Annotated in this window: 24 protein-coding genes; 16 read left to right on the top strand and 8 right to left on the bottom strand. The window is 49.8% G+C overall.

The annotated features are described in order from the left end of the window. Positions 1-53 precede the first annotated feature (53 nt). Together trmL and PGL02S_RS17405 are read left to right on the top strand one after the other, a co-directional pair. Entirely contained in the window at positions 54-518 is a 465-nt protein-coding gene (gene trmL / locus PGL02S_RS17410) for a tRNA (uridine(34)/cytosine(34)/5-carboxymethylaminomethyluridine(34)-2'-O)-methyltransferase TrmL (protein ID WP_036639629.1), read from the top strand. Positions 519-714: 196 nt separating this feature from the next. Further along, positions 715-969, top strand: a complete 255-nt coding sequence (locus tag PGL02S_RS17405; protein WP_009595823.1) for an AbrB/MazE/SpoVT family DNA-binding domain-containing protein — start codon at positions 715-717, stop codon at positions 967-969. Between the two features lie 285 nt (positions 970-1,254). Here PGL02S_RS17405 and PGL02S_RS17400 read toward each other — a convergent pair whose 3' ends face one another. Together PGL02S_RS17400 and PGL02S_RS17395 are read right to left on the bottom strand one after the other, a co-directional pair. Further along, the gene (locus tag PGL02S_RS17400; protein WP_036639624.1) at positions 1,255-2,340 is read right to left on the bottom strand and encodes a phosphodiester glycosidase family protein; all 1,086 of its coding nucleotides are present in this window, start codon (positions 2,338-2,340) and stop codon (positions 1,255-1,257) included. Continuing rightward, on the bottom strand, positions 2,337-2,744 hold the full coding sequence (locus PGL02S_RS17395) for a hypothetical protein (protein WP_036639662.1): 408 nt from the start codon (positions 2,742-2,744) through the stop codon (positions 2,337-2,339). The genes PGL02S_RS17400 and PGL02S_RS17395 overlap by 4 nt, the downstream gene beginning before the upstream one ends. A gap of 381 nt (positions 2,745-3,125) precedes the next feature. Here PGL02S_RS17395 and PGL02S_RS17390 point away from each other — a divergent pair, with 381 nt between their 5' ends. Beyond that, entirely contained in the window at positions 3,126-3,782 is a 657-nt protein-coding gene (locus tag PGL02S_RS17390; RefSeq protein WP_006212175.1) for a helix-turn-helix transcriptional regulator, read from the top strand. A gap of 110 nt (positions 3,783-3,892) precedes the next feature. Continuing rightward, positions 3,893-5,107: an aminotransferase-like domain-containing protein gene (locus tag PGL02S_RS17385; RefSeq protein ID WP_036639622.1), complete on the top strand. Its 1,215-nt coding sequence runs from the start codon at positions 3,893-3,895 to the stop codon at positions 5,105-5,107. 141 nt (positions 5,108-5,248) lie between these two features. On the opposite strand, the gene PGL02S_RS17380 is transcribed toward PGL02S_RS17385, so the two are convergent. Beyond that, positions 5,249-6,028 (bottom strand): DUF2161 family putative PD-(D/E)XK-type phosphodiesterase, encoded by a 780-nt coding sequence (locus PGL02S_RS17380; protein ID WP_036639619.1) that lies wholly within the window; start codon positions 6,026-6,028, stop codon positions 5,249-5,251. Between the two features lie 266 nt (positions 6,029-6,294). On the opposite strand from PGL02S_RS17380, the gene PGL02S_RS17375 reads away from it, so the two are divergent. Both PGL02S_RS17375 and PGL02S_RS17370 read left to right on the top strand, forming a co-directional pair. Continuing rightward, positions 6,295-8,190: a PrkA family serine protein kinase gene (locus PGL02S_RS17375; RefSeq protein WP_036639617.1), complete on the top strand. Its 1,896-nt coding sequence runs from the start codon at positions 6,295-6,297 to the stop codon at positions 8,188-8,190. Between the two features lie 240 nt (positions 8,191-8,430). Beyond that, positions 8,431-9,498 (top strand): globin-coupled sensor protein, encoded by a 1,068-nt coding sequence (locus tag PGL02S_RS17370; RefSeq protein ID WP_036639614.1) that lies wholly within the window; start codon positions 8,431-8,433, stop codon positions 9,496-9,498. A gap of 117 nt (positions 9,499-9,615) precedes the next feature. On the opposite strand, the gene PGL02S_RS17365 is transcribed toward PGL02S_RS17370, so the two are convergent. Further along, positions 9,616-11,007 (bottom strand): SpoVR family protein, encoded by a 1,392-nt coding sequence (locus PGL02S_RS17365; protein ID WP_006212170.1) that lies wholly within the window; start codon positions 11,005-11,007, stop codon positions 9,616-9,618. 273 nt (positions 11,008-11,280) lie between these two features. Here PGL02S_RS17365 and PGL02S_RS17360 point away from each other — a divergent pair, with 273 nt between their 5' ends. Continuing rightward, complete coding sequence (locus PGL02S_RS17360) at positions 11,281-13,077, top strand: S9 family peptidase (protein WP_036639612.1); 1,797 nt, start codon at positions 11,281-11,283, stop codon at positions 13,075-13,077. 67 nt (positions 13,078-13,144) lie between these two features. Here the strand turns inward: PGL02S_RS17360 and PGL02S_RS17355 are convergent, their stop codons facing one another. Next, the gene (locus PGL02S_RS17355; RefSeq protein WP_006212168.1) at positions 13,145-14,119 is read right to left on the bottom strand and encodes a cation diffusion facilitator family transporter; all 975 of its coding nucleotides are present in this window, start codon (positions 14,117-14,119) and stop codon (positions 13,145-13,147) included. Between the two features lie 295 nt (positions 14,120-14,414). Between PGL02S_RS17355 and PGL02S_RS17350 the strand changes: the two genes are divergently transcribed. The 4 genes from PGL02S_RS17350 to glpX all read left to right on the top strand — a co-directional run bounded on the left by PGL02S_RS17350 (position 14,415) and on the right by glpX (position 17,287). After that, positions 14,415-14,597, top strand: a complete 183-nt coding sequence (locus PGL02S_RS17350; RefSeq protein WP_006212167.1) for a GapA-binding peptide SR1P — start codon at positions 14,415-14,417, stop codon at positions 14,595-14,597. 186 nt (positions 14,598-14,783) lie between these two features. Beyond that, on the top strand, positions 14,784-15,446 hold the full coding sequence (locus PGL02S_RS17345) for a helix-turn-helix transcriptional regulator (RefSeq protein WP_006212166.1): 663 nt from the start codon (positions 14,784-14,786) through the stop codon (positions 15,444-15,446). Positions 15,447-15,459: 13 nt separating this feature from the next. Further along, complete coding sequence (locus tag PGL02S_RS17340) at positions 15,460-16,266, top strand: pyruvate, water dikinase regulatory protein (protein WP_006212165.1); 807 nt, start codon at positions 15,460-15,462, stop codon at positions 16,264-16,266. A 46-nt stretch (positions 16,267-16,312) separates the two neighbouring features. Beyond that, positions 16,313-17,287: a class II fructose-bisphosphatase gene (gene glpX, locus PGL02S_RS17335; protein ID WP_006212164.1), complete on the top strand. Its 975-nt coding sequence runs from the start codon at positions 16,313-16,315 to the stop codon at positions 17,285-17,287. A 101-nt stretch (positions 17,288-17,388) separates the two neighbouring features. Here glpX and PGL02S_RS17330 read toward each other — a convergent pair whose 3' ends face one another. The 3 genes from PGL02S_RS17330 to PGL02S_RS17320 all read right to left on the bottom strand — a co-directional run bounded on the left by PGL02S_RS17330 (position 17,389) and on the right by PGL02S_RS17320 (position 20,118). After that, positions 17,389-17,892 carry a hypothetical protein gene (locus tag PGL02S_RS17330; protein WP_036639609.1) on the bottom strand — a complete coding sequence of 168 codons (504 nt, stop codon included), beginning with the start codon at positions 17,890-17,892 and terminating at the stop codon, positions 17,389-17,391. A 239-nt stretch (positions 17,893-18,131) separates the two neighbouring features. Next, the gene (locus PGL02S_RS17325; protein WP_036639606.1) at positions 18,132-18,989 is read right to left on the bottom strand and encodes a DegV family protein; all 858 of its coding nucleotides are present in this window, start codon (positions 18,987-18,989) and stop codon (positions 18,132-18,134) included. A 217-nt stretch (positions 18,990-19,206) separates the two neighbouring features. Further along, entirely contained in the window at positions 19,207-20,118 is a 912-nt protein-coding gene (locus tag PGL02S_RS17320; RefSeq protein ID WP_006212161.1) for a J domain-containing protein, read from the bottom strand. A gap of 270 nt (positions 20,119-20,388) precedes the next feature. Here PGL02S_RS17320 and PGL02S_RS17315 point away from each other — a divergent pair, with 270 nt between their 5' ends. The 5 genes from PGL02S_RS17315 (at position 20,389) to PGL02S_RS17295 (ending at position 25,869) form a co-directional block, all read left to right on the top strand. Next, complete coding sequence (locus PGL02S_RS17315; RefSeq protein ID WP_036639604.1) at positions 20,389-21,138, top strand: DeoR/GlpR family DNA-binding transcription regulator; 750 nt, start codon at positions 20,389-20,391, stop codon at positions 21,136-21,138. Further along, a complete protein-coding gene (gene pfkB / locus PGL02S_RS17310; RefSeq protein WP_036639603.1) occupies positions 21,138-22,049 on the top strand; it encodes a 1-phosphofructokinase in 912 nt (303 codons plus the stop codon). Before PGL02S_RS17315 ends, pfkB begins: the two co-directional genes overlap by 1 nt. A gap of 83 nt (positions 22,050-22,132) precedes the next feature. Beyond that, positions 22,133-24,103, top strand: coding sequence for a PTS fructose transporter subunit IIABC (locus tag PGL02S_RS17305; RefSeq protein WP_036639601.1), 1,971 nt, complete (start codon positions 22,133-22,135; stop codon positions 24,101-24,103). A 180-nt stretch (positions 24,104-24,283) separates the two neighbouring features. Further along, positions 24,284-25,138: an MBL fold metallo-hydrolase gene (locus PGL02S_RS17300; RefSeq protein ID WP_006212156.1), complete on the top strand. Its 855-nt coding sequence runs from the start codon at positions 24,284-24,286 to the stop codon at positions 25,136-25,138. A gap of 125 nt (positions 25,139-25,263) precedes the next feature. Beyond that, the gene (locus tag PGL02S_RS17295; protein WP_006212155.1) at positions 25,264-25,869 is read left to right on the top strand and encodes a YitT family protein; all 606 of its coding nucleotides are present in this window, start codon (positions 25,264-25,266) and stop codon (positions 25,867-25,869) included. Positions 25,870-25,884: the final 15 nt, after the last annotated feature.

The raw sequence follows: 25,884 nt of genomic DNA, 5'->3' as shown, positions 1-25,884 counted from the left end.
GATGGAATCGGTTATAATAGAAGAAAACAGAAGAAAAGGTGGACTTTATCAACATGGCATTACACATCGTACTAGTCGAACCGGAAATCCCCGCCAATACGGGCAATATCGCCAGAACCTGCGCCGCAACAGGCACTCATCTGCATCTGGTCCGTCCGCTCGGCTTTAATACAGATGATAAAACATTGAAGCGGGCAGGGCTGGATTACTGGTATGCCGTACATATTGAATACCACGATTCCTTTGAGGAATTAAAGGCACTGTATCCGGACGGACGTTATTTCTATGCCACGACGAAGGCAACCAAGCGTTACATGGATATCGAGTATCAGGATGGCGATTTTCTGGTTTTTGGCAAAGAGACCAAGGGTCTGCCTCCAGAGCTGCTTGCTGCAAATAGCGAGCATTGCATACGGATGCCGATGACAGATAAGGTCCGCTCGCTGAATTTGTCCAATTCGGCTGCGATTATGGTATACGAGGCATTACGCCAGCTGGATTTCCCGGGTATGGATTAAAAGCTGCAAAACTTCGAGTTTTTAGGGAAAAATCATCCAGTATACCTATTTGATATTGAAAAAAACTAAGAAATTCTTAATATCCAGCAGGATTCGACAACTTTTTATCGAACTATTATACTAGGCCCTTATTATCAGTTCTGTAATTGTGGTGTCAGAAATCACTTGTTGAAAATGAAAGAGGTGTACAATCGTTATGAAACCTGCTGGTGTTGTTCGTAAGGTCGATCAGCTGGGAAGAATCGTTCTGCCTAAGTCTCTGCGGAAGAGATATCAAATGAACGAGGGGGATCCCGTAGAAATTCTTGTACAGGGGGACCATATTATATTAGAGCGCTATCGTCCGAAGTGTGTCTTCTGTGGTTCTATGGATGGTGTAAGCGAGTTTAAAGAGCGCTACATCTGCTCGCAATGCATGTCCGAAATGCAACAGCTTCCGAAACATGCCTAGTTGCCTAATATGAATTACCTTTTGAGCATCGCTAAAGAGCGGTGCCTTTTTTGTTTCGCAATAAAATAAAAACTCCCCCGTATTTCGGGGGAGTTTATGCCTTACAGGCCTTTGGTTTTATCATCATTGTATGACGAGGTCCAAATGCCGACCATGTAAAGGGCAAACACGAGCATGACGATCCAAAAGGTTAATGAGAAAGACATCCTTGCCACCTCCTGCTAAGCTATTCTTATTATAACCACCTTGGGCGAAAAAATAAATGAGAATATGAAGCCGATTCCATTACTCGAAAAATAGGAAGTGTGTTGGCACGGGCCGCAGACTTCCGTCTGATGGCTTGTTCACGACACGACCGTTCAGGACAAGGGAGGCCGAGCCGCCGCCATCCAGATTATAAGCGTCGATGACGCCCAATTTTTTCAGCTTGTTTTGCAGTTCCTGCAGTGTAGCGCCGGATTTACCCTTCTCATCGTATCCTTCGGTTACGAGAATGAGCAGCTGATCATCCTTGTAATTGCCGATGACCGTGCGAGGTGCCCGTCCAGGGGCCGTTCGCCACTTCTCGGGAATGGTGGTTTTGTAGCCGTTTTGGAGCAGCACGGGCACAAAGGTAGCACCGAATACCGGATCCAGGCGATCAAGATCGCTCTGATTGTAGAATTTTCCACCGATCAGCTTGCCGGATTTGCTCATGCCGACAAAGGAAAGATCCTTAAAGCTCGGTTGAAATCCTGAAACGTACTTGCCCTTATAAAAGGTTGTGCTTAGCGGATGCCTGCCCCCGTTGCCATCCGCGTATCCGCCGGCATTAATGCCGGCAACCGCGCCATGCCGACTTACCGCACGCATGGTCGTTTCGACGGACCCGGGTCTGCCGCTTTCACTGCCCAGTGACATACTCATGGCGGAAGGGTCCTTCAGCTTGACCTTCATCGCGTAACCGTGATAGGTACCCGGATTGATCTTATATAACTCGATTCGAATCCGGTCGCTGTTAACCGTCTCGATCGGGACCCCCAGTTTGCTTGTGATCCGGCGGTTATAGATTTGCTCCGGGCGTGCAGCCTGGGATTCCGCGGTTCGCAGAATCGTTCCTACCGAGGCTGTCGTCTGCTGATAGAGCTTGGCTGTTTTTTCAATAGAAGATATCGTTTGCTCCGCAGTGACGGACGCTTGATCCAATTCTTGCATGATGACGGCGGACTGTTCCGATATGCTGCTGGAAGGTATGTACTCAGCGGTTTCGTGTGATAGGTGCGGCGGCTTGGTTATCAACCACATACACAGCAGCAATCCGATAAAAGGAGCGATGGCTAGCATAAACGTTCGGTTGAGCTGCTTGGGACGAATATATCTCAGCCTGGTCACTTGAGCAGCTCCATCTTGCGTTCCAGCTCCTTCAGCTGTTTCTCTACCTGGCTTAACTGACTATACAGCTTATTGCTGTTGTCCGTCTTGCCGCTAGCCTGATCCTTGGTAAAGGTCAGCAGTTCATTAAAGGACTGAACCTTGCTCTGCATCTCATCCATTTCCTGAACCAGCTCATTAAACCTTTGGTCATACTCCGCTTTGAACGATGCCATCTCCTTGCGCGTATCCTGCTGCAACTGCACAACGACCTGCTCTTTTAAATGATTGCTATATAGGTAGGCTGCGGTCGTCCCCAGCCCGATCAGAACAATCCAAAATACCCAGAACCATTTGGTAGAAGGCCCTTTTTGATGCACTTCCTCACGGGATTTATAGGGGGCATTGTTTTCCGGCTCTAACATTGGCATATCATCACCCCTCAAAAACTATCATTTTTTCCAGATATCATTCTATCATGTCAGGATTACTTTCGCAAAGACGAACAAAAAGCGCGCGTTTTTTATGAAAAATAGATTGCCTAGAAAGTTAGAGTGGGATACAATCTGTATAGATTTGATTATCAAATAGGATACATATAAGACATTCGCCATACATATCGTCAAAGGCCCTGCGTCTATAGGATTAATTAACCTTTTTTCTATACGGATAACAGGATGGAATTGTATCAATCCATAGCCGCAAACAACGAGAAATCGCATGCCGGGTATGTAAGGAAATGACGGCGCTTACTTAATAGAGATGATAGAGATTCAAGTTCGTTGAAACAGGAGGTCTATTAGAAAATGAATCAGGTTTGGCGGGTAGTTATAGTTGGCAGTCAACCTACAAGCATGCTGGGAACAAAATTGATTTTGGAAGAGCAGCAGGATCTGCTCGTTGAGGGAATGACATCCTCAGATTCAGAAGGGCTTCGATTGGTCGGGGATTTGCTTCCTGACTTGGTTCTATTGGATTATCACCTGCAGGAGCACACGTCTGAAGCCGTGCTGGAGCAGATGAAGCAGCTGTCTCCGAGGACCCATGTTGTCATCATGACCGATAACGATGGTCTTCCCTTGCTGCAATCCTTGATCAGCCGCGGCGCAAGCGGGCTGTTATCCAAACAGGCATCCACCTTTCAGCTTATACATATGATTACCGGCCTGCGGGAAGGTGTTGCATCACTGCCGCTCGAGTGGGTAAGGCAAGGAATATGGCCCCTAACGGCATCTGCCATGAATGAAGGTGGACTTCAGCTCTCCGAGACGGAGGCCTTTATTATGGAACGGATTGTCCAAGGCATAACCTACGATAAAATTGCCATGGAAATTCAAGTAAGCCGCCGCTCCATTGATAATTACCTCCGCAAAATATACGTGAAGCTTGGGGTCTCCACCCGTGCGCAAGCGATCGAAAAGTACGCACTGTATACCCGCCAAGGCAGGCAAATATATGCGTGATGTGGTTCATAAGGTATAATATATAAACATCAGGAATACCTTTTAGAGGTTGTTAAGAGGCTCCTGAATACAAAACCGAGGTTTTGATAACGGTTAGAGGAGGGACTTCCATGCAGTATTCCTTTGCTTCCCGTGCACAGACCCTTTTGTCATCCCCGCTGCGCGATATCAGGGAACTTGCGAAGCGGGATTCTTTTATTTCCTTGGCAGAAGAGCTTCCGGCCGAAGAGTTATTCCCTCTGCATTCTCTGGCAGAGGCAGCGACATCGGTCCTGTCTGAGGATCCGCTAGCGCTGCAGTATGGTGAGGCGGAAGGATACGGGCCGCTCCGCGAATGGCTGAGCCAGGATTTTTCCCGGCGAAAGGGGCTTAGCGTTCAGCCCCAGCATATTTTACTGACAACCGGTACGCAGCAGGCCATTGACTTGCTGGTCAGGGTGTATGTGGACCCGGGTGACCCGGTGCTGGTCGAGAATCCAACCTCGCCTGGACTGCTTCAGGTGCTGCGTCTACAGGGCGCCCTCATTGTGCCTGTTGAGGGAGATCAGAACGGGATGCTGCCAGAGCATCTCGAAGCGATGATCCGGCAGCACAAGCCGAAGCTGCTGATGGCTGCGCCCAATTTTACCAATCCGACAGGCGTGATGTGGAGTTTGGAGCGGCGCAAGCAGGTGCTGGAGCTGTGTGTTCAGCATGGGCTTCTCATTGTGGAGGATGATTCTTACGGCGATCTTTATTTTGCGGATGCCAAGAATCAGGGGACAAGAATTCCTTCAATATTCTCACTGGAGGAACCCCAGGGTAAGCATGTTCTATATGTTGGCTCCTTCAGCAAAACGGTTGCACCGGCGCTTCGTACAGGATGGGCCGCAGGAAATCGGCGCGTCATTGAGATGATGACGGCGGTGAAGCAAATGGCCGATTGGCAATCCAGTATGCTGAATCAGCGGATGCTGCACAATCTGCTGGAATCCAAGCATTTTCAGCTGGAGGATCACATCGGCATGCTGAACCGGGAGTACGCAACGAGGCTTAAACTGATGGTAGAGCTGCTGAAGCGCAGCGCATGGAAGGATTCGACGTATGCGGTACCTTCCGGCGGGATGTTTCTCTGGGTGCAGCTGCCACCTGGCTTGAATGGCGATGCGCTGCTGAGAGCTTCTTTACTCAAAGGTGCGGCTTTCCTGCCAGGCTCGATGTGTTCCGCCGAAGATCATACCCGTGAATGCATCCGGCTGAATTTTACGCATCCGGGCCGGGATGAGCTGCTGCTGGGCATGAATCTGATCAGCGAAGCGGTGCTGGAATTTACTGCCCGTAATTAGACATGGAAGGCTGCTTCTTTAAGTATCGTTAATAACATAGGGTAGGCTGCTGATTGGACCTGTTATCAGGTCTGGAGTAGAATCAGCAGCCTTTTTTTGCATCACGGGATTTGCCGGTTTTCGGGCTGATGAATGTACATTTTATGATTTTAACACGGTGGCGTAGTCTGCCAGGGCTTGGATACCGGCAGGCGTCAGCACGTAGCGTCCGCGGCTCACCCGGCGGAACCAGCCATAATAATTGCGCTGCAGGATATCAGCAGCCGATCCTACGCCGCTTCGATCCCGCACAGCCGCGGGGGAAATGCCGGGCAGCGCAGCGGCTGCACGCCCTGCTTGAAGCCCGTGCTCCTGCTCCTGCAGTTCATGCAAGCTGCGCTGCTCCGCTTCCGCGGAATTCATGGCTGCAGCTACACGCAGCGTTTTCTCGCGATATGCGGTAACCAGCTTGGCTCTTGTTATGCCGCCCGTGTTGTAATCACCGCTGCGCTCCCGAAACTCATACAACAGGCGCTCCTTCCGTCTGATGGCCGTTCGGCCCGTCTGTACGGCCATCTCCGGCTCACAGAGCACTTCCACAAAAGGAGCTTTGGTTTTGTAGAAGGTTACCGTGATAAGTCCCAGACCAAGGCGCCCGCATAACCCTGACAGCTCGTTCCAGCGCTGATTGACCGCTCCTTTTTTCGCACGGCTCTTCTCGACCGCCAGATAAACGTACGGAGTCAGCTTCAGTCTCTCGATGCCCTGGAGCAGCAGCGCAAGATTAAATGTTTTTTTTAACTCCACAATAAGCGGCTCCTCGAGGCCTTCCTTCATACCGACAAGATCACAATGGCGAACCTCACCTTTTACTTCATATCCATTCATTTCAAAAAAGGCTTTTAAGGGAGCGTACAGCTCGGCTTCATGCTTTATCGCCATGGTTACTCTCCTTTTGATCCGAAACATGTTTGATGTCACGTTAATGTAATTTCAGTATAGCATGGGGACTGCTTTCATGCGTATCCGGGTGTAGACTGCTCGGAGAGTTCATCAAAAAAGCACTTGCTTGACTTCGAAAATAAGGTCAACTATTCCAAGTAAGCCGCATAGGTATGTAATACACTTTTTTCGAAAATGGAATGTTTTCTAATGACGCTGTGGAATGGAAGCCAATCCCCATAAACAGACTCATAGGAGGTAGCGATATGGATATTTTCGAACGCATAGCATCGTATCGGGCTGAAGGCGACCGTTTGGCGTGGAGCGGCACATTCAGGGAATACATCGAATTGCTGAAGAAGGACCCCTCTCCAGCCATGACGGCACATGCCCGTGTATATGACATGATCGAATCCTACGGTTTTGAGGAGATCGGGGGCCAGAAAAAATATAAGTTTTTTGAACAGGAAATTTTCGGTCTCGACCGTGCGGTTGAGAAACTCGTAGAGGAATATTTCCATTCCGCGGCCCGCAGGCTCGATGTACGCAAACGCATACTGCTGCTTATGGGGCCGGTCAGCGGCGGTAAATCGACCTTGGTTACGCTGCTGAAGAGGGGCCTGGAGAAGCATTCCCGTACCGACCGGGGAGCGGTGTATGCGATCTCCGGCTGCCCGATGCAGGAGGAACCGCTGCATTTGATTCCTCTTGAGCTCAGACCGGAAATCGAGAAGGAGCTTGGCGTTCGAATTGAGGGGAATTTGTGCCCGGCCTGCCAGTTGAGACTCAAAACCGAATACGGCGGAGATATCGAGCAGGTTGAAGTCCAGCGGGTGCTCATCTCCGAGGAGAGCAGAGTCGGCATCGGGACATTCAGCCCTTCCGACCCTAAATCCCAGGACATTGCGGACTTAACCGGCAGCATCGATTTTTCCACCATTACGGAATATGGCTCAGAATCCGATCCTCGCGCGTACCGTTTTGACGGCGAGTTGAACAAGGCAAACCGCGGTCTGATGGAATTTCAGGAGATGCTGAAATGCGATGAGAAGTTTCTGTGGAATTTATTGTCCCTGACCCAGGAAGGAAACTTTAAAGCAGGCCGGTTTGCGCTGATCAGCGCGGATGAGCTGATTGTGGCCCATACCAACGAATCCGAGTACAAAGCGTTTATAGCAAACAAGAAAAATGAGGCGCTGCAGTCCCGGATGATTGTGATGCCGATTCCCTATAATCTGAGAGTCAGTGATGAGGAGAAAATCTACTCAAAGCTGATTGGCCAAAGTGATATGAAGCATATCCATGTGGCGCCGCATGCCCTTCGTTCAGCCGCCATATTCTCCGTATTGACGCGCCTGAAGGAAACGAAGAAGCAGGGCATGGACTTGATCAAAAAAATGCGCATGTACGACGGTGTGGAAGTAGAGGGCTATAAAGAAGCGGATTTAAAAGAGATGCAGAATGAATACCTGGAAGAGGGGATGTCCGGTATTGACCCGCGTTATGTCATCAACCGGATATCAAGTGCTCTTATTAAGCAAGATCTTCAGTGCATTAACGCGCTGGATATGCTGCGGGCGATCAAGGACGGTCTGGATCAGCATGCTTCCATCACGAAGGACGAACGGGAGCGTTATCTGAACTTCATCGCCGCCGCACGTAAGGAATATGATGACTTGGCCAAGAAGGAGGTGCAGAAGGCTTTTGTGTATTCCTTCGAAGAGTCCGCCAAGACGCTGTTTGAGAATTATCTGGATAATATCGAGGCGTTCTGCAACTGGACGAAAATCCGCGATCCGCTGACCGATGAGGAGATGGATCCGGATGAAAGACTGATGCGCTCGATCGAGGAGCAGATCGGAGTCTCGGAAAATGCGAAGAAGGCTTTCCGGGAAGAGATTATGATTCGCATCTCAGCCTACTCGCGCAAGGGCAAAAAATTCGAGTACCACAATCATGAGCGCCTGCGCGAAGCGATTGAGAAGAAGCTGTTCACCGATCTCAAGGATATCGTCAAGATTACAACCTCGACCAAAACACCGGATGCCGTGCAGTTGAAACGGATCAACGAGGTCAGCTCCAGATTGATTGAGGAGCATGGATATTGCCCGGTATGTGCCAACGAGCTGCTGCGCTATGTGGGCAGTCTGTTGAACCGGTAATGTCGAAGCTGTATGTTGAAGTTGTAATCTAGAACAAAGTGATTAACGTGAGAGACTACTCTATGGATTCGGGGTGGTTTCTCACGGTTTATAAAGGAGTTATCCTGGTTATGATTGGTGCAAACCTGCGTGTAATTAGGACTTTAGGATTATGTCCAGGTGGTAAATATAGGCTATAATGGACCCTAAGTACTTGAACCTGTGATATGGATCACGCTATTTAGGAGTGGATTTTTCGAAATGATTGATGTTTCCCCAAAAAGACGTCAACAGCTGGAGTTTATCGGATTGGATGAGCACGGGTTGGCGCTGTTAGCCAACCATCGTGATGTGTTTGAGAAGGTCGTGGAAGAGGTCGTTAACCGGTTTTACGCGCAGATCGGCACACAGCCGCAGCTGATGCAGATTATTGATCGTACCTCGACCATGGAGCGGCTGAAGGAGACCCAGCGGGTGTATTGGTTGTCACTCGCAGCTGGCAGAGTGGATGAGTCTTACATTTCCGACCGAATCAAGATCGGACAGGTTCATTCCAGAATTGGCCTGACAACGGACTATTATCTCGGAAGCTACATGGTGTATCTTGATATTGCAGCCGATTTGCTGAAACAAATCGTGCCGGATCAGTGGACTCAAGTGGTGCATGCGCTTAGCAAAATGTTTAATTTGGATTCCCAGCTCGTACTGGAAGCTTACGAAATGAAAGAGAAAGAGAAGATTAACCGATTGGTCACGGATCAGCAAAAAATGTTGGAAGCGATTACAGAAGCAGTCCAGGAATTGACCGCCATGATTGTGGAGCTGGATCAAAGTGCAGCGCTTATGGCCGACAATGCCATGAAGACAGCAGAAGCGCAGGATAAAGCGCATACACTAACTTCGGAGCTTGGCAATGAAATCCTGCACATCGAACAGATGGGGAGTTTGATCCGGGAAATTTCGGATCAGAGCCACTTGCTCGGCCTGAATGCCGCGATTGAAGCAGCTCATGCTGGCGAGTTAGGCCGAGGTTTCGAAGTTGTTGCTGGCGAAGTGCGAAAGCTTGCCACCCATTCCAAGAAGGCGATGGACGAAATTCAGGACAAGGTCAGCGGCATCATCCGCAAGCTGGGGCTCGTTGAACAGGAATCGGAGAAAACGTCAATTAATGCCCGCAATCAGGCGGCAAGCTCGCAGGAACTGGCTGCCTTCGTGAAGATGATGGAGAAGCTGGCTGATGATTTGGAATCGCTTCAACATGAGTATGATGTTCAGAAGCATGATACCCATGTCGAAACCTTGAAGCAAGCTGAGAAGGTGACCGTCTAGGTCAAGCAGCCTACGCATGGATCGTTGAATATCGGTAAACAAAGCACCCGCGATGAGGGATTCACTCACTCGCGGGTGCTGTTGTTGTAAGCAGATATATCCATGCATCAAGCACTGTTAAATAAATCGCCGATGAAGTTTCTTGCCGTCATAGGAGAACAGAATCGGTTTGCCTTCGATCATGCTGTGCAGATGCACAGGTTTGCCCCAGAGCCGGTAAACATAAGGGATGGTGCGTTCCATGTATTTAAGGTCAAGCTCAATCCCTTCGTATAAATGCTTGATCATCATCTCACCGGAACGGAGATGATCGCCATCGGTAATGACGAGAAACGGGGAACCTCCGTTCACACGGGAAACGACCAGCTGGTCGCGGATATTCTCCCATGCTTTGTCGGTGATTTTCCACTCCGGCCCCTTTTTCTCAAACACGTAGAGATCCAGATCCTCCACTAATTCCTTTGTCAAATAATTGCGCAGGAATGAGATGTCCGAATCATATTCGCGTACATCAAACATCTTCTCCCGGTCCCAGCGGCGTTCGATATCCTCGAAAATCTTAAGCCCGAGGTAATAAGGGTTCAGGCTGTGGCGTGACGGCTGTACGACCGAGGCGTTAAGCTTGGCGAATTCCACGGTTTCCTCGCTGGTCAGATCCATTTCCCGCAGGATGCGCTGATGCCAGTACGAAGCCCAGCCTTCGTTCATGATCTTCGTTTCCATCTGCGGCCAGAAGTACAGCATCTCCTCTCGCAGCATGCTCATGATATCCCGCTGCCAATCCTCCAGAATATCGGAGTGTTCCTGAATAAACCACATGATGTCTTTCTCCGGTTCCGGCGGGAAGCGCTTTGGTGTCGGGGTTGAATTCTCGGCTTTCTCTTGCTTTTCTTCATCGATGTCCCACAAATCGTCGTACCGGCCAGGGGGCTTATGCCGTTTGGCTTCCTCCTTGCGCTCCAGTACCCGGCGAGCATTGTAACGCTGCTTGTCGAGTTTATCCGGTCTAATAATATGAGGATCTACATGCTCCTGAATCGCAAGCACAGCATCGATAAACTGCTCAACCGCTTCGGTCCCGTGCTCAATCTCATAGCGGGAGATACGCTCGGCCGTTGCCGACATGCTCTCGACCATATTGCGGTTGGAGACGGAGAAGCGGGCGTTGTTCTTGAAGAAATCACAGTGTGCCAGCACATGGGCCACAATGAGTTTGTTCTGGATCAGGGAATTGCCGTCCAGGAGAAACGCGTAGCACGGATTGGAGTTGATGACGAGTTCGTATATTTTGCTAAGGCCGAAGTCGTATTGCAACTTCATTTTATTAAAGGTTTTTCCAAAGCTCCAATGGCTGAACCGGGTGGGCATGCCGTAGGCGCCGAAGGTGTATATGATGTCTGCCGGGCAGATCTCATATCGCATAGGGTAAAAATCAAGGCCAAAGCCTGTAGCGATTTCGGTAATCTCCGCAATAGAACGTTCCAGTTCCGCGATCTCGTCTTGGTGCACGAGGATCCCCCCTTCGTCATGAAAAACATGGTTCTTATCATTTATATGGCAACTCGCTGCAGATATGCGGGCTGAAGAGGGGAGGGCGTGAATATGTACAGGCCGCTTCTAGAAACTGGGCTTTCAGCCCAGTCTGAAGATGTAGGAAGCGTCCGGTCTATGTAATGATGTTCTGTATGAAACTTTGCGTTATAATGGGAGTAATCCAGCGGATTGGAAGACTTGCCCATTTATTAACCGATGGACAATAATATGAAGTAGGGAGGCATATGGATGATTGAATTTCCCAAACCCGATGTAGAACAGTTTTTTCAAACGTACAGTATTCGTACTTTTGGAATCAGTGCAGACGAGTCACGGCTTGTGTTCAGCAGCAGTCTGAACGGAAAGTTTAATTTATGGGCGATGGATTTAGCAGGGGATACAGCTTACCCTTACCCGCTTACATACAATGATCAGATCAGCAGCTTTATCAAGCTCGACCCGGAAGGACGACATATTTTAACAGCCTTTGACCGTGATGGGAATGAGAACTATCAATTCCACGCGCTGCGCTGGAACGGCGGGGAGCCGATTCCTCTGTTTGAAGGAGCGTCAGGGGATGACAAGCATTATTTTGTACATCTGTCAGAGGACGGCAGACGCTTATACTATGTAACTTCGAAAGACAATCCATCCTTCCTGAACTCGCGCGTGTATCATCTGGACACCAAAGAGGATCAACTCCTGCTTGAGGGCAAGGATACGTCAACCGAAATGTGTGCAGTAAGTCCCGATGAGAAGACCATCGCATACACCAAAATGTATGCCAACACCTACTATGTGAGTTATGTGCAGCGTGAAGGCGAAGAGCCGTTGTGCCTGACCCCTTCTCCTGAGCAGGTGCATATTTCGGGCGATGCGCTGTTTGTTGACAACGATCAAGTCATTTTTGCTACGGATTATGAATCGGAATTTTCCTACGTTGCCCGCTACGATATTCCTCAGCAGAAGTTTGAGCCCTTGTGCCGTATCGATCGGGAAAGCATCCAGCTCCTGCGCTATCATAAGGATTCGCAGACGCTGTACATCGTTACGGAGAAAGGGGTGGAGGATCGGCTGTATGCCTATTCGCTCGATAGCGGCGAGTTAACGCCCATACCGCTTCCTTCCGACATTGTGGAGCAGCTGAATGTGACAAAGTCGGGCCATCTGTACCTGCTCGCCCGTGGTGCCGTGAAGCCGCTTAACATTTACCGCTATGCGGACGGCAAGTGGAGCATGATAACCAAGAACGTTCTGACAGGATTAACCGATGAGGATTTGGTGGCGCCGGATGTCGTGACCTATAACTCTTTTGACGGCATGGAGATCGAGGCGCTCTTGTTCCGTGCCCAATCCCATGTTGCGAACGGTTATACGGTATTTTGGCCGCATGGAGGTCCGCAAGCCTCGGAGCGCAAGCAGTTCCGCTCCATGTTCCAGTATATTTTAGCCAAGGGATACAACATCTTCTGTCCAAACTTCCGCGGCAGTACGGGTTATGGCAGCTCCTTCGTGAAATTGGTGGAACAGGATTGGGGCGAGGGACCGCGCAAGGACTGTCTGGCAGGGATGGATTGGCTGTTTGAGCAAGGTATTTCAAGCCGGGAGAAACTCTTTGTCATGGGTGGAAGTTATGGCGGTTATATGACATTACTGCTGGCAGGGCGCAATCCGGAGTATTTCAAGGCTGCTATCGATATCGTCGGGGTCAGCAATCTGTTTACCTTCTACAACTCGGTACCGGAGCATTGGAAACCGATTATGGAGCGCTGGATTGGCGATCCGGAGCGGGATAAGGAAAGATTCATTAAGGATTCGCCGATTACGTATCTGGATGACATGGTGAATCCGATGCTGATCATTCAAGGGGCTAACGATCCGCGTGTCGTTAAGGAGGAATCCGACCAAATCGTCGAGGCGCTCCGGGCTAAAGGCCGGGATGTGGAATACCTTGTGTTTGACGATGAAGGCCATGGCATCACCAAAAAGGCCAATGAAAAAATCGCTTATGCGCGCATGGATGAGTTTCTTAAACGCAATCATTAATCATTAGGGCAAAAAAAGAAGAGGCATCCCTCGGGTCCATCAGACCTTGAAGGTTGCCTCTTTCCGTTTATTGATCCAGATCCTCGCGAGGATTCCACAGCTTGATTCCGTCGTCTTCCAGGATACCCAGAGTTACATCCGAGATATTCGGATCCTGTGTCAGTATGGCGTTGATTCTCATTTTGGTATGGCTGGCTTCGGCAAGCGACATCCCTTTTTTCAGTTCGATATACGCCTCCACGTGATAGTTGCGGCCCTCTTGCAGAATACGCAGACGGTTGATATCCCGCACGTCCGGGTCGTTAAGAATGAGATTGGAGATTTTCTCCTCGACATCCTTAGGCGCGGCAACTCCGATCAAGCCCACCATGTTGTCATATCCAACTTTAAAGGCAACGCCGACCATCAGGCAGCCGATCAGAATCGTAGCAATTCCGTCCAGGATGAGGAAATCCATGAAATGCGCAAACACGATGGCAATGAGAGCGAAGAGGGCGCCAAGCGTGGCAACAATGTCTTCATAGAACACCAGCCTTGTTGGCGGAGCAGCGCGACCGGCATTTTTGAATGCGGCAGGCAGCAAGGCAAAACCGGTTGCTTGAACGCGGGTTTCCTTCATAATCTCTTTCATGGCTTTCATCAGAATGGAGCCGTCTATAATGACAGCGATGACCAGTACGATAAAATTGAGCCAGAAATTCGTAGCTTCTTCAGGGTGCTTTAATAACTTGAACCCTTTGAGTATCGTTTCATACGCCATGATGGTCACCACGATAACAGCAACCATGCAGACCAGATTAATAACCCTGCCGAATCCGGTCGGGAACTTCTTGGTTGGCTTTCGCTCTGCCAGTACGCTGCCCACAAATACAAATCCCTGGTTCACGGCGTCAGCCACCGAGTGCATGGCGGATGCAAACATCGTTCCGCTGCCGCTGATGGAGGCGGCAATTGCCTTAATAATAGACAATCCGGTGTTGCCCAAAGCCGCAATCGCTGAAGAGGTGTTTCCTTTCTTAATGAGCTGCCAAGTGTTCTTCAATCCAAACCCTCCGTCTAAAATGTCAATTTCTATTTAATCTGAAGTATATATTATCATACCATTCCAAAATAAGGGTATCCTCATTCTCGGCAAGAATGGTAATTATCACGAAATTTACTTACCATGTTTTTTAATACATTAAACATGATTGACTCATATCTTCATTTCTTACCCAATACATTAAGAATATAGTGGAAAATAAAGGGATGAGTAAGCAGAGGAGAATTGAATTCGGCCCCTTAACGAGCAAGCAACTGCCTTGCAGCAAAGTCAATAAACATAAGGAGGAAATGTTATGAAAGCGTTAACAAGTCCGGAGGCAGTAAAGGGCAATGGGAACGAGGAATGGGGGCTTATTATTTGCTCCAGATGCGATGAAATGGTGGACACGATTCCTACCGACGGCGTAAAGATCATCTACGGATATTGCGGCAAAGGAGAATGCAAAGGCACCGGGCCCAAGGATGGATCATCATAACGATTAGCCAAAATGAAAACGAAAGCATGCTTAAGGGACGTCTGTTCCGAGGGCATGCTTTTTTATTGAATTATAAGCTTTTTTGATGGGAACTAAAAAAAATATTGATACCCAATAAAGCAAATTTAGACGAAAATATGTTGCATATATAATATATATGACGTATTATATCGGCAAGTAGAGGAAATGCATGCAGGAGGGATCACTATCGAACTGACGACAAGGCAGCAGGATATCGTCGATATCGTAAAAAAACACGCACCCATTACAGGAGATCAGATTGCGGAGATGCTGAATGTCAGCCGAGCTACGCTTCGCACCGATTTATCCAAGCTTGTGGTGTTGGATTATATCGATGCCAAACCCAAGGTAGGGTATTTTCTGGGGAAGCGGGGAACTCCTGACCGGGAGGAGAAGTTCCGCCTTCTCAAAATGAAGGTTGGCGACCTGCACGGCGTTCCGGTAATTGTACGCGAGACAACGACGATTCACGAGGCCGTTGTATCCTTGTTTCTGGAGAATGTAGGGAATCTGATCGTTACCGACGCCGATGGTCATCTCGCGGGCATTGTGTCCCGCAAGGATCTGCTCAAGGTGACGCTTGGAAATCCGACGGCGTCCTCCATGCCGGTAAGCCTGATTATGACCCGCCAGGCGAATGTGACAACTGTTCAGCCGGAAGATACGGTACTGGACGCCGCACGTAAAATCATCAATCATCAAATCGACAGCTTGCCGGTTGTTGTGCCATCCACCACGGGGAATCCGGGGGAGCACTGGAAGGTCGTGGGCCGGATCACGAAAACAAATATCATCAAAATGCTGCTCGACATGGTAGCCGAGGAATAGTGGGAGGAATCGGATGAATCAGGCAATAACTCATTTCATAGCAATCTGTTCAGACTCCATCGGGGAGACGGCCGAAGCGGTTGTCCAAGCTACATTGCGCCAGTTCGAGCTCCCGAATACAGAGATTAAGCGATATATGAATGTACGGGAAGAAGATGAATTGACCGAGCTGATGGAGGAGGTGGCACGGCGCGGAGGTTTTGTGGCTTACACGCTCGTGCAGCCGGAGCTTCGCGAGGTCATTCGAGAGGAAGCCGTGCGGCTCAATATTCGTACAGTGGATATTATGGGTCCGATGATGCAGGCGTTCGCCGATACGTTTAACGACTATCCCAAACGGCTGCCGGGGCTGCTGCACCGGCTCGACGACAGCTACTTCCGGCGTGTGGAAGCGATGGAATTTGCTGTTCAGTATGACGATGGCAAAGATGTGAGTGCCATCTTGAAGGCGGATATCATCCTGCTGGGCGTATCCAGAATCTCGAAGACGCCGCTATCGATGTTTCTCGCTCATAAAGGCTACAAGACGGTGAATTTTCCGATTGTGCCGGAGATGTCACCCCCATCCCAGCTTAGAGAAGTAACGAATGGGAACATCATTGGACTTACGATAGAGCCGGAGCATCTTCTCAAAATCCGCAGCGAGCGCTTAAAAGTAATGGGGCTCCCGCATCAGGTACAGTACGCATCCCTTGAAAGGATACAAGAGGAGCTGGATTATGCCTTGTCGCTGTATACAGAACTGGGATGCCCTGTCATCGATGTCACCGACAAGGCCATAGAGGAATCCGCAGGTCTGATTATGAATTTCTTGAAGTAAGCAGGCAGGAATGGGTATGGAAAAAAGCAGAAGGAGGGGATTCATAATGGAGAGTTCATTAGCATTGGAGCTTGTAAGAGTGACGGAGGAAGCGGCATTGCAATCCGCCCGGTGGACAGGAAGAGGAGACAAGAACAGTGCTGATGAAGCCGCTACGGTCGCCATGCGCAAGCATTTTGATTCCGCAGCGATGGATGGGGTTGTTGTCATTGGGGAAGGCGAGATGGATGAAGCGCCCATGCTGTATATTGGAGAGCGCGTAGGGAACGGCAAAGGTCCGAAGATGGATGTGGCCGTCGATCCTCTCGAAGGAACCGAAACGGTAGCAAACGGGCTGAATAACGCCCTGTCTGTGATTGCAGCCGCTCCTCAGGGAACCCTTCTGCATGCACCTGATATCTATATGCATAAGCTTGCGGTAGGACCTGAGCTTGCAGGCAAGCTGAGTTTGGACGATCCCATTGCGGTTACGCTTCAAAAGGCATCTGAGCTGTTATCAAAACCGCTGTCGGAGATGACGGTCTCCATTCTGGATCGTGAGCGTCACAGCTCCATGATTCGAGACTTGAGGGAGTCCGGGGTAAGAATCAAGCTGCTGAGTCATGGCGATGTCATGGGTGCGATCGAGACCTGCACCGACAGCGAGGTGGATCTCTATGTGGGTTCCGGAGGAGCACCGGAAGGTGTGCTTGCCGCTGCTGCCCTGAAATGTCTGGGCGGAGAAATCCAGGGGCGGCTTATACCGGAGACACCGGAGGATTATGTAAGATGTCAGGCTATGGGCTTGAAACATCCGGAGCAGCTGCTGTCGATGGAGGATATGGTAGGGCGGGAAGGCGTACTGTTTGTAGCTACCGGCGTTACGGCCGGGGATTTCCTGCGCGGCGTTAAATATATGGGTCAGCGTGCCGAAACGCATTCGGTCATGATGTATTCCGGCACAAGAACCGTTCGTTATATCCGCAGTGTTCATCATCTGTTTCAGAGTAATGAAACCTTAGCAGCGGCAGCGTCTTCATAATCACTCAAGGCTGAATAGACCAAGGGCACTCGAAGGGATTTAACCTTTCGACGTGCCCTTTTCTGTTTGTTTATGAGTGGTACATGCAGATCCGACTCGATTTATCCGTGTCTCTTCCGTCCGAGAATCAGCCAAGCTCCGCCCAGCACAAGCAGCACGGCAATGACAGGCTGAACGAATGATAAGTAATTCAAGATCGGCCCGATGGAGAATACAACGAAGAACAGCAGCGACAAGACAGTGAGAATGTTGATGGGGATTAGCAGCCACTTGTTGCGCGACCCGAACCAGTAGAACTCGAACAGCCCGGCGGCTACGGCGAGGATGAACCCGGGCCACATGGTTTGCCATGAGTCGAACAAGGAAGCGATCTGGCTGACAATGCCGGCTGTGAGGAGGATGCCGCCCGGGATCAGCAGCCCGATGCCCTGTCTTCCTACCAGAGAGAAGTACATCCAGTGAAAAAACAGTCCTAATGGTATGACAAACATGGTGGGCCAGAATGTGGCGAAGATGGAACCGGCGCCTACCGAACCGCCTTGGTTCAAGAGTAAGTAGGCGCCGAGCAGAATTAGCAGCGGTGCCAAGATTGTACGTTTCGTCATACAAACTTCGTTCCTTTCCTATGTAAAATGATTAATCCAAGAATACCATGCGAAGGATCAAGATGTCCTCGGTCCGGGGGGAATGTTTCACCTAGACTTTAGTCTAGGATGTAGGGTTTGGCCGGAGGACATGCCATTTAATAAGGACATAAGCTGCCGTTAGCCATGGAAAACAAGAAAAGACAGTCCCGCAGCTAAAGCAACACAGCAGAACTGTCTTATGATGAACAAAATGTTATTTAAGAAGGCTTCTTCGTATACATGAGTCCGACGGTTTGAGGACCGCAGTGGCTGCAAATGACACAACCGGCTGTAGAAATGCTGACTTGCCTAGCTCCGGTTTTCTCCTGCAGTTTTTTCTGAATGAAGCGGGCTTCCTCTTCAGCCATGGTATGTACAATAACAATCAGATCGTTGTCCATGTTATCCACTTGAGCGAGGGCATTCTGGATCATCTGGTCCAGCGCCTTCTCTTTCTTGCCGCGAACCTTGTAAGCAGGCGTCATGCTGCCGTCCACGACTTTGATAACCGGACGGATTTTCAGCAGACTGCCAATGATATTTTGCATGCCGGAGCAGCGTCCGCCTTTGTGCAAATATTCCAGTGTATCAACAACGAATTCGCATTCAACTTCGTTCACGGTGCGGTTTAACAGCGCAACGATTTCTGGAATGGACAAGCCTTCACTCGCTGCATGTACAGCTTTCATGACAAGCAGTCCAATGCCGGATGACAGATTGCGTGAATCGAAGACCGTTACCCGGCCTTCCGGCAATTCGTCTGCGGCTATCAACGCATTTTGGTAAGTGGAAGAAAGCTCGGATGAAATGCTAAGGAACAGGATATCTTCGCCTTGCTCTATGGAAGGTGTGAAGGCAGCAATGAAATCGGATGGAGAGGGCGCCGCAGTTTTGGGCAGGCTGCCAATCTGATCTACCCTGGCATATAATTGTTCAGGAGTAATGTCCACTCCGTCGCGCAGGGATTCTTCTCCAAACACAACATAGAGCGGGATAATGCCGATATTATATTCTTTTATCCACGAGGGTGGTAAGTCGCAGGTACTGTCAGCAAAAATTCTAATTTTTCCAGGCATGAACATCTCCCTTTATCAACTATTTGAATCTGTACTACTAGAATAACCTGTTTAATGAGAAAAGGGAATGCTCTTGCCATATTGGGCGGGAATTGGACGCGTAAAGACCAATTGTGAATCGATAAAGCCGCAAAAAAAGCTCCCGCTGTTTGGCTCGCAAGGCCAAGCAGCGGGAGCTTCCCTAGTTTATACATCAGGAATGGGCCAAACCCGATGGTTATTTGGACGACTCCAGATATTGCTTAATGAAGAGCTGGGCGTTTGCATCGCGTTCCGTGCCTTCACGAATCCCGGCAAACATGTCTTTCTTCAGAACAGGGAGCTCCTCGCTCATGGTGCTGCCTAAAATATCGACGGCATACACATGCTCCGAGCCGTCTTCCTCATTCGTACCCTTCACGAGTTGTTCCGGGGTCAACAGATCCTTCCATACGCCTTCCACCTCGGCTTCAAGCGGTCGCACCATTCCTTGATTACCCACCCAATCATAGGCGGTTTGATCCATGATGTACAGGTCCGGCCGCTCGGTGGACAACACAAGCAGAGCCTTCTGCAGCATGGCTGCATCCTGTGGGTTGTTGGAATCCAGAGGAGGGACGTAATTCATGGTAACGGTTACGCGTTTCCATTCGGGAAATTGTGCCAGAATCGCATCTTCAATCGGTGTGAGATCCTGTCCGCCATCCTTGTTCATATAAGAACCGAGGAACATAACTTCCAGGTCAACCGGCGGCAGGCTGGCCAGCCGTTCTTTCTCGGCCTGATGGTTGAAAATACTAATGACGATATAAATGAGTACTCCGATCAGAGCAATGCCGCCGAGTACATGAAATTTATAATAACGGAAGAAATGATCGGTTTTCTCCGCTGTCCCGGCAAATTTCTTATATTTACCATATCGTTTCTGGTTCATCTCTTCCAAAGATTTGCGGGTCTCTTCTTCAAGGATGAACTTGTAGGCTTTGGTGATTTCCGAAAATTCGGCTTCGATCTCCTCCGCTCGGTCGGGCTCCCGCCTTTGATGTGAACGGGTTTGGCGCATGAGCAGGGTATACCGGTCGTCGAGCTGCTCCTTGGTAGCATCCTCAGGCAAACCCATTCGCTCATAGGCTTCTTTCATTTGGTCCATTCATGTCACCTCTTCTATACTGTGAGAGTTTCCTAGTTACCAGTATATAGTGTAAAGGCTATCGGTTACAAACGTTTACGTGATGTTCAAATGATTGCCGGCTAACGATTAAGAACATAATCACCAATAACAAAATAAACGGCCAGGATCTACCATCAGGCAAGGTGAACGATTGAAACTTTTGATGAATGATTTTGAATGATTTTGAAATGTTGTGATTGTTTTTTGTGCTGATTATGTTACTATAGGTTCTAAAGGGGTGGATTCATTATGCTGACGGAAGAAAGATACCGGATCATATTAGAACGCTTACAAGAGCGCGGTGTTGTGAAACTGCAGGAATTGGTGGAACTTCTTGAAGCTTCTGAATCAACGGTAAGACGGGATCTGATCGATCTGGAAGAACGACAATTATTAAAGCGCATTCATGGGGGAGCTGCTCTGCCAAGTCCCAAAATGCAAGAACCCGGCATCGAGGAGAAAACCTTCAGAAACATTCAACAGAAAAATGCCGTTGCCCGGTTGGCGGCAGCCCAAGTGGTGGATGGAGAAAGCATATATATCGATGCGGGAACGACCACGCTGGCGATGATACCGTTCATTGAAGCGAAGGACGTAACCGTGGTTACGAATGGCTTATCCCATATCGAAGGATTGGTAAGCAAGCGAATCAAGAGCTATCTTCTGGGCGGAATGATGAAAATTCATACCAAAGCCGTCATCGGAAGCATCGCTCTTCAAAACATGGACAACTTTCGCTTTGACCGGTGCTTTCTGGGCACGAACGGCGTGGATGTTGAGATGGGTTATACCACGCCTGATCCGGAGGAAGCCTTGATTAAGCGTCGAGCGCATCAGCTGTCCGCGTCAAGTTATGTCCTGGCGGATTCCAGCAAATTAGGCGAGGTCTCCTTCGCCAAATTGTTGGACCTGAACGAAGCGACGTTGATTACGGAATCCTTGACTCCATCTTGGCGGAAGTCCATTTCACAGAAAACCAACATAATTGAGGGATCATAATGATATATACGGTAACGCTGAATCCTTCCATCGACTACATCGTGGAAGTTGAGTTTATAGAGCTGGGCGGTTTGAACAGAATGACTCGGGATATGAAGTTTCCGGGCGGCAAAGGAATTAATGTATCGCGGGTGCTCAACCAGCTTGGAGCTGAAAATACTGCCATCGGCTTCCTGGGTGGCTTCACCGGACGATATATCGACGAGACGCTGGGTAGGGAAGGGATCCGCACTGATTTTGTAGATATCGCGGATGATACCCGGATCAACGTGAAACTTAAGAACGGTGACGAGACGGAGATCAACGGCCTTGGACCCGTCATCCGTCCAGAAGAAACGGACGCGCTGCTTCATAAACTGTCACAGCTTCAGGCGGGAGATATCGTTGTGTTGTCCGGCAGTGTTCCACCATCGCTGGGACCTGGCTTCTATGAGCGTCTGATCGGAGCGTGCCGCAAGAGCAGTGCCGAATTCGTAATGGATACAACGGGGGAGGCCCTGATGAAGGCGTTGGTCCACAGGCCGCTTCTTGTTAAACCGAATCATCACGAACTTGCGGAATTGTTCGGCGTGGTTATCGACTCGAACGAGTTGCTTGTGACCTACGGCCGGAAGCTGCTTGAGGAAGGCGCCCAGCATGTGCTGATCTCCATGGCCGGAGAAGGTGCACTGTTGATTACAGCTGATCAGGTTTATCACGCCAATGTACCGTCAGGCACAGTCCGAAACTCGGTCGGAGCTGGCGATTCGATGATTGCGGGTTTTGTCGGCACGCTTGCTCTTGGCAAGGATTTATTGGAGGCGTTCCGAACCGGGGTTGCATCCGGCAGCGCAACCGCGTTCTCTGACGACCTGGCTGTTAAGGAAGCCATTGATCGGCTTATTCCGCAAGTTAACATCACGAAGTGGTGAGCCGCTGTATATCTGAAGAAGGCAGCCTGCGGAAACTTGTGCCCCAGCAATAGTCACGATTGAAATCAAGGGAGTGATCCAATATGAGAATTACAGATTTGATGATCCAGGATACGATGATCATGGATCTGAAGGCAGTCACGAAGGAGGCGGCCATCGACGAACTGATCGCCAGTTTGGCCGCTAGCGGGCGAATCAATGACCCGGTCCTGTTCAAAGAGATGATTCTGAAGCGTGAAGCTGAATCGAGTACCGGCATCGGAGGCGGCATTGCGATGCCCCACGCAAAAACGAAAGCGGTTAATCAACCGACCGTTGTGTTTGCCAAGAGCAGCAAGGGCGTGGAGTTCGAAGCGCTGGATGGTGAGGCAGCTTATGTATTCTTCATGATCGCTGCGCCTGAGGGAGCCGGGAATACGCATCTCCGTACGCTTGCCGCGCTTTCACGGCTGCTGATTGATGCCGAATTTATCGGGAAATTGATGGACACGAAGACGCCCGAAGAGGTAACGGAGTTATTTGATACCAAACAGGCTGAAGAGGAAGCGGTTAAGGCAGAGAAGGAAGCAGCCCGGATCCGGGAAGAGGCTAAAAAGGAAACGGAAAAGCACGAGGAATCCGGTAGCCATTCCGAGGCAGCCATTTCGACAGGTGCTGACGGAAACGAGAATGCTTTTGTTGTGGCTGTAACAGCGTGTCCTACCGGTATTGCTCATACCTTTATGGCTGAAGATGCGCTTAAGAAGAAGGCCCAGGAAATGGGCGTTGAAATCCGGGTGGAGACCAATGGCTCGGAAGGTGCGCAAAACGTGTTGACGGAGGAAGAAATCCGAAGAGCGACCGGTGTCATCATTGCCGCAGACAAAAATGTGGAGATGGCCCGTTTCAACGGAAAGCCTGTGCTGCAGCGGCCTGTAAGCGATGGCATCCGCAAATCGGAGGAGTTGATCCGCAAGGCGGTAAGCGGTGATGCGCCGATCTACCGAAGCGAAGGCGGAGCTGCTGCAACTCAACCGAAGGACGCAGAAAAAGGCGGCATCGGCAAAAAAGTATACAAAGATCTGATGAATGGTATTTCTCACATGCTGCCTTTTGTTGTGGGTGGCGGGATTCTTCTGGCTATCTCCTTCCTCATCGAGCAGCTTGCCGGAGAGGACCATCCGCTATTCCAGCTGCTGCAGACGATTGGCGGCGGAGACGGTGCTTTCCACTTCCTGATACCGGTCCTTGCGGGATTTATTGCGCTCAGCATAGGCGACCGTCCGGCTTTAATGCCCGGCATGGTCGGAGGTCTCATGGCATTGAATTCAAATTCGGGGTTCCTTGGTGGTCTGGCGGCAGGATTCTTGGCGGGTTATGTTGTCATCCTGCTGAGGAAAGCGTTTGCCGGTCTTCCGCGAACGCTGGACGGCTTAAAGCCCATTCTGCTGTATCCGGTTGTGGGCCTTCTTATCACCGGTACGGTCATGTTCTACCTGTTCGATCCGTTCTTCAGCTGGATCAATCTCGGTCTGGTTGATATTCTTAACAATTTGGGTACCGGAAATGCGGTAATTCTAGGTCTTATCTTAGGCGGGATGATGTCCATTGATATGGGCGGTCCCTTCAATAAAGCAGCCTATGCATTTGCGATCGGCGTATTTACGTCCAGCGGCAATACGAACGGAGCCATGATGGCTGCGGTCATGGCCGGAGGAATGGTTCCTCCACTCGCTATTGCACTGGCCACAACATTGTTCAAGCACAAATTCACGGAGCAGGAACGAAAGTCCGGTCTGACCAACTATGTGATGGGTCTTTCCTTCATAACGGAGGGCGCGATTCCGTTTGCTGCCGCTGATCCACTGCGCGTGCTGACTTCCTGTATTCTCGGTTCGGCGGTTGCCGGTGGATTGACGCAGCTGTGGAGCATTAACGTTCCTGCACCTCACGGAGGGATATTTGTTGCCGCGCTTGCCAATCATGCGCTTCTGTTCCTGCTGGCAGTTGTAATCGGTGCTGTGCTGTCAGGCATGCTGCTGGGAATGTGGAAGAAGCCCCTTGAGCGTAAATAGATTTCAAGTTAAACATGACTATACGGGTTGGGACAGGCATCTTTAGATGCTCGATTCCAGCCCGTTTTGTCCTCGTGGGCTTCCACAGCGGCTGCCGTCGGGATAAACAGTGACACATTCTCAGCTCTGCAGCATGTTATAATCGAATGAAATACGGATAACGGAAGGAGAGATCGAGGGATGAAGGAGCTTGGACAAGGCAAGGATAGGAGCCCGGAACAAATCATAGAGGAAATCAATCAGACTTCCACCTCTTACGGGATGGCGGCGGTTTGGTTTCTGGGACAAGAGAGCGTTGTCATCAAGGGTGGCGAGGTCGTCATTTACATTGATCCTTATATGTCGGATGAACTTGAGCGCAGGGGCGGATTCCAGCGAGCATTTCCCGCGCCGCTGCAGCCGGAGCATATTCGGAACGCGAATATCGTGCTGATTACCCATGAGCATGATGATCATATGGATCTTGCCACCATCTCGGTGATAGCCAGGCAGAACCCGGACACATGGTTTGTTGCACCGGCTCGATGTCATGAAGCGATGCAGGGGGCTGGCGTAGCGCCTGAAAGGCTGGTTGCAGCGGTATGCGATGAGTGGCAGCAGCTCGACGGTGTACGCCTGATGGCGATTCCCGCTGCCCATGAAACCTTGGATGAAGACGAAGTGTACGGACATCGTTTTGTCGGATATTTGATGGATATCCAGGGCGTTCTCATCTACCATGCGGGAGATACCGTAGTATATCCAGGCTTGGTCGAGAGGCTGCAGGCACATTCGATTGATATCGGTATGGTGCCGATCAACGGGGGAGATGCGTTCCGCCGGAAGGACGGAATTGTAGGGAATATGGGCTTCCGGGAGGCAGCCGAGCTTGCAGCAGCGTCGGATTTCGAGCTGACCATTCCGATGCACTACGATATTTTCCCTTGGAATGGGGAGAAACCGGGTTACTTTGTTGATTACTGCTATGAGAATTATCCCTATATGAAAACCAAGGTAATGGCAAGAACAGAACGCATGTTTTATGTAAAAGGTTAGGCATCTTCCAAGCATCAGAAATGTTGGAGTGGAATTTTTTTTCAAATGTGGGACAACGAGTTCGCAATTTTTCGGAATGACAAGCATATGAATTAGACATGCCCTTATAGATGGAGATGTCGGAAATGGTGTCATTTCGAAAACATGTCATAATCGTGATCGGCAGCTTTCTGATTGCGATGGGGACGAACTTTTTTCTTGTCCCGCATAAAGTTCTGGACGGTGGAGTCATCGGCATTGCGTTAATTGCCAACTATGTGTTTGATCTACATATTGGATTTGTCATCATTCTGTGCAGTATCCCCATGTTTATTGCAGCCTGGATACTAAATCGTGAAATATTTTACAATAGTTTGTCAGGCATGCTGATCTCTTCTTTTGTCATTGACCTGCTATCACCACTGCGAGCTGATTTTTTGCAATTATTTGCCCCGAATGTGATCTTTAGTGCAGCCATTGGCGGGGCGCTAATTGGGACTGGCCTTGGATTGATGCTGAGAAACAATGCAAGCACAGGGGGAACGGATCTGCTGGCACATTTCTTGGCAAGGTACCTGCCGCTTAATGTAGGGGTCATTATTCTGCTAATGGATGCCATCATCATTGGGGTGGGCGGACTCCTGCTGTCTGGAAGTACATTCGTTTATTCCGTGCTGACGATTATCTCGGGCGGCTTTACCACAGGGATGTGTACGCAGCGGCGGTGGGCGAGGAGAAAACGAAATAAATAACAGGCCTAACAAGAA

It is taken from the genome of Paenibacillus glucanolyticus NBRC 15330, assembly GCF_004000885.1.
Lineage (GTDB): Bacteria > Bacillota > Bacilli > Paenibacillales > Paenibacillaceae > Paenibacillus_AQ > Paenibacillus_AQ glucanolyticus.
The sequence above is the reverse complement of the archived record's forward strand: the minus strand, read 5'-3'. Positions and strand labels throughout refer to the sequence as shown.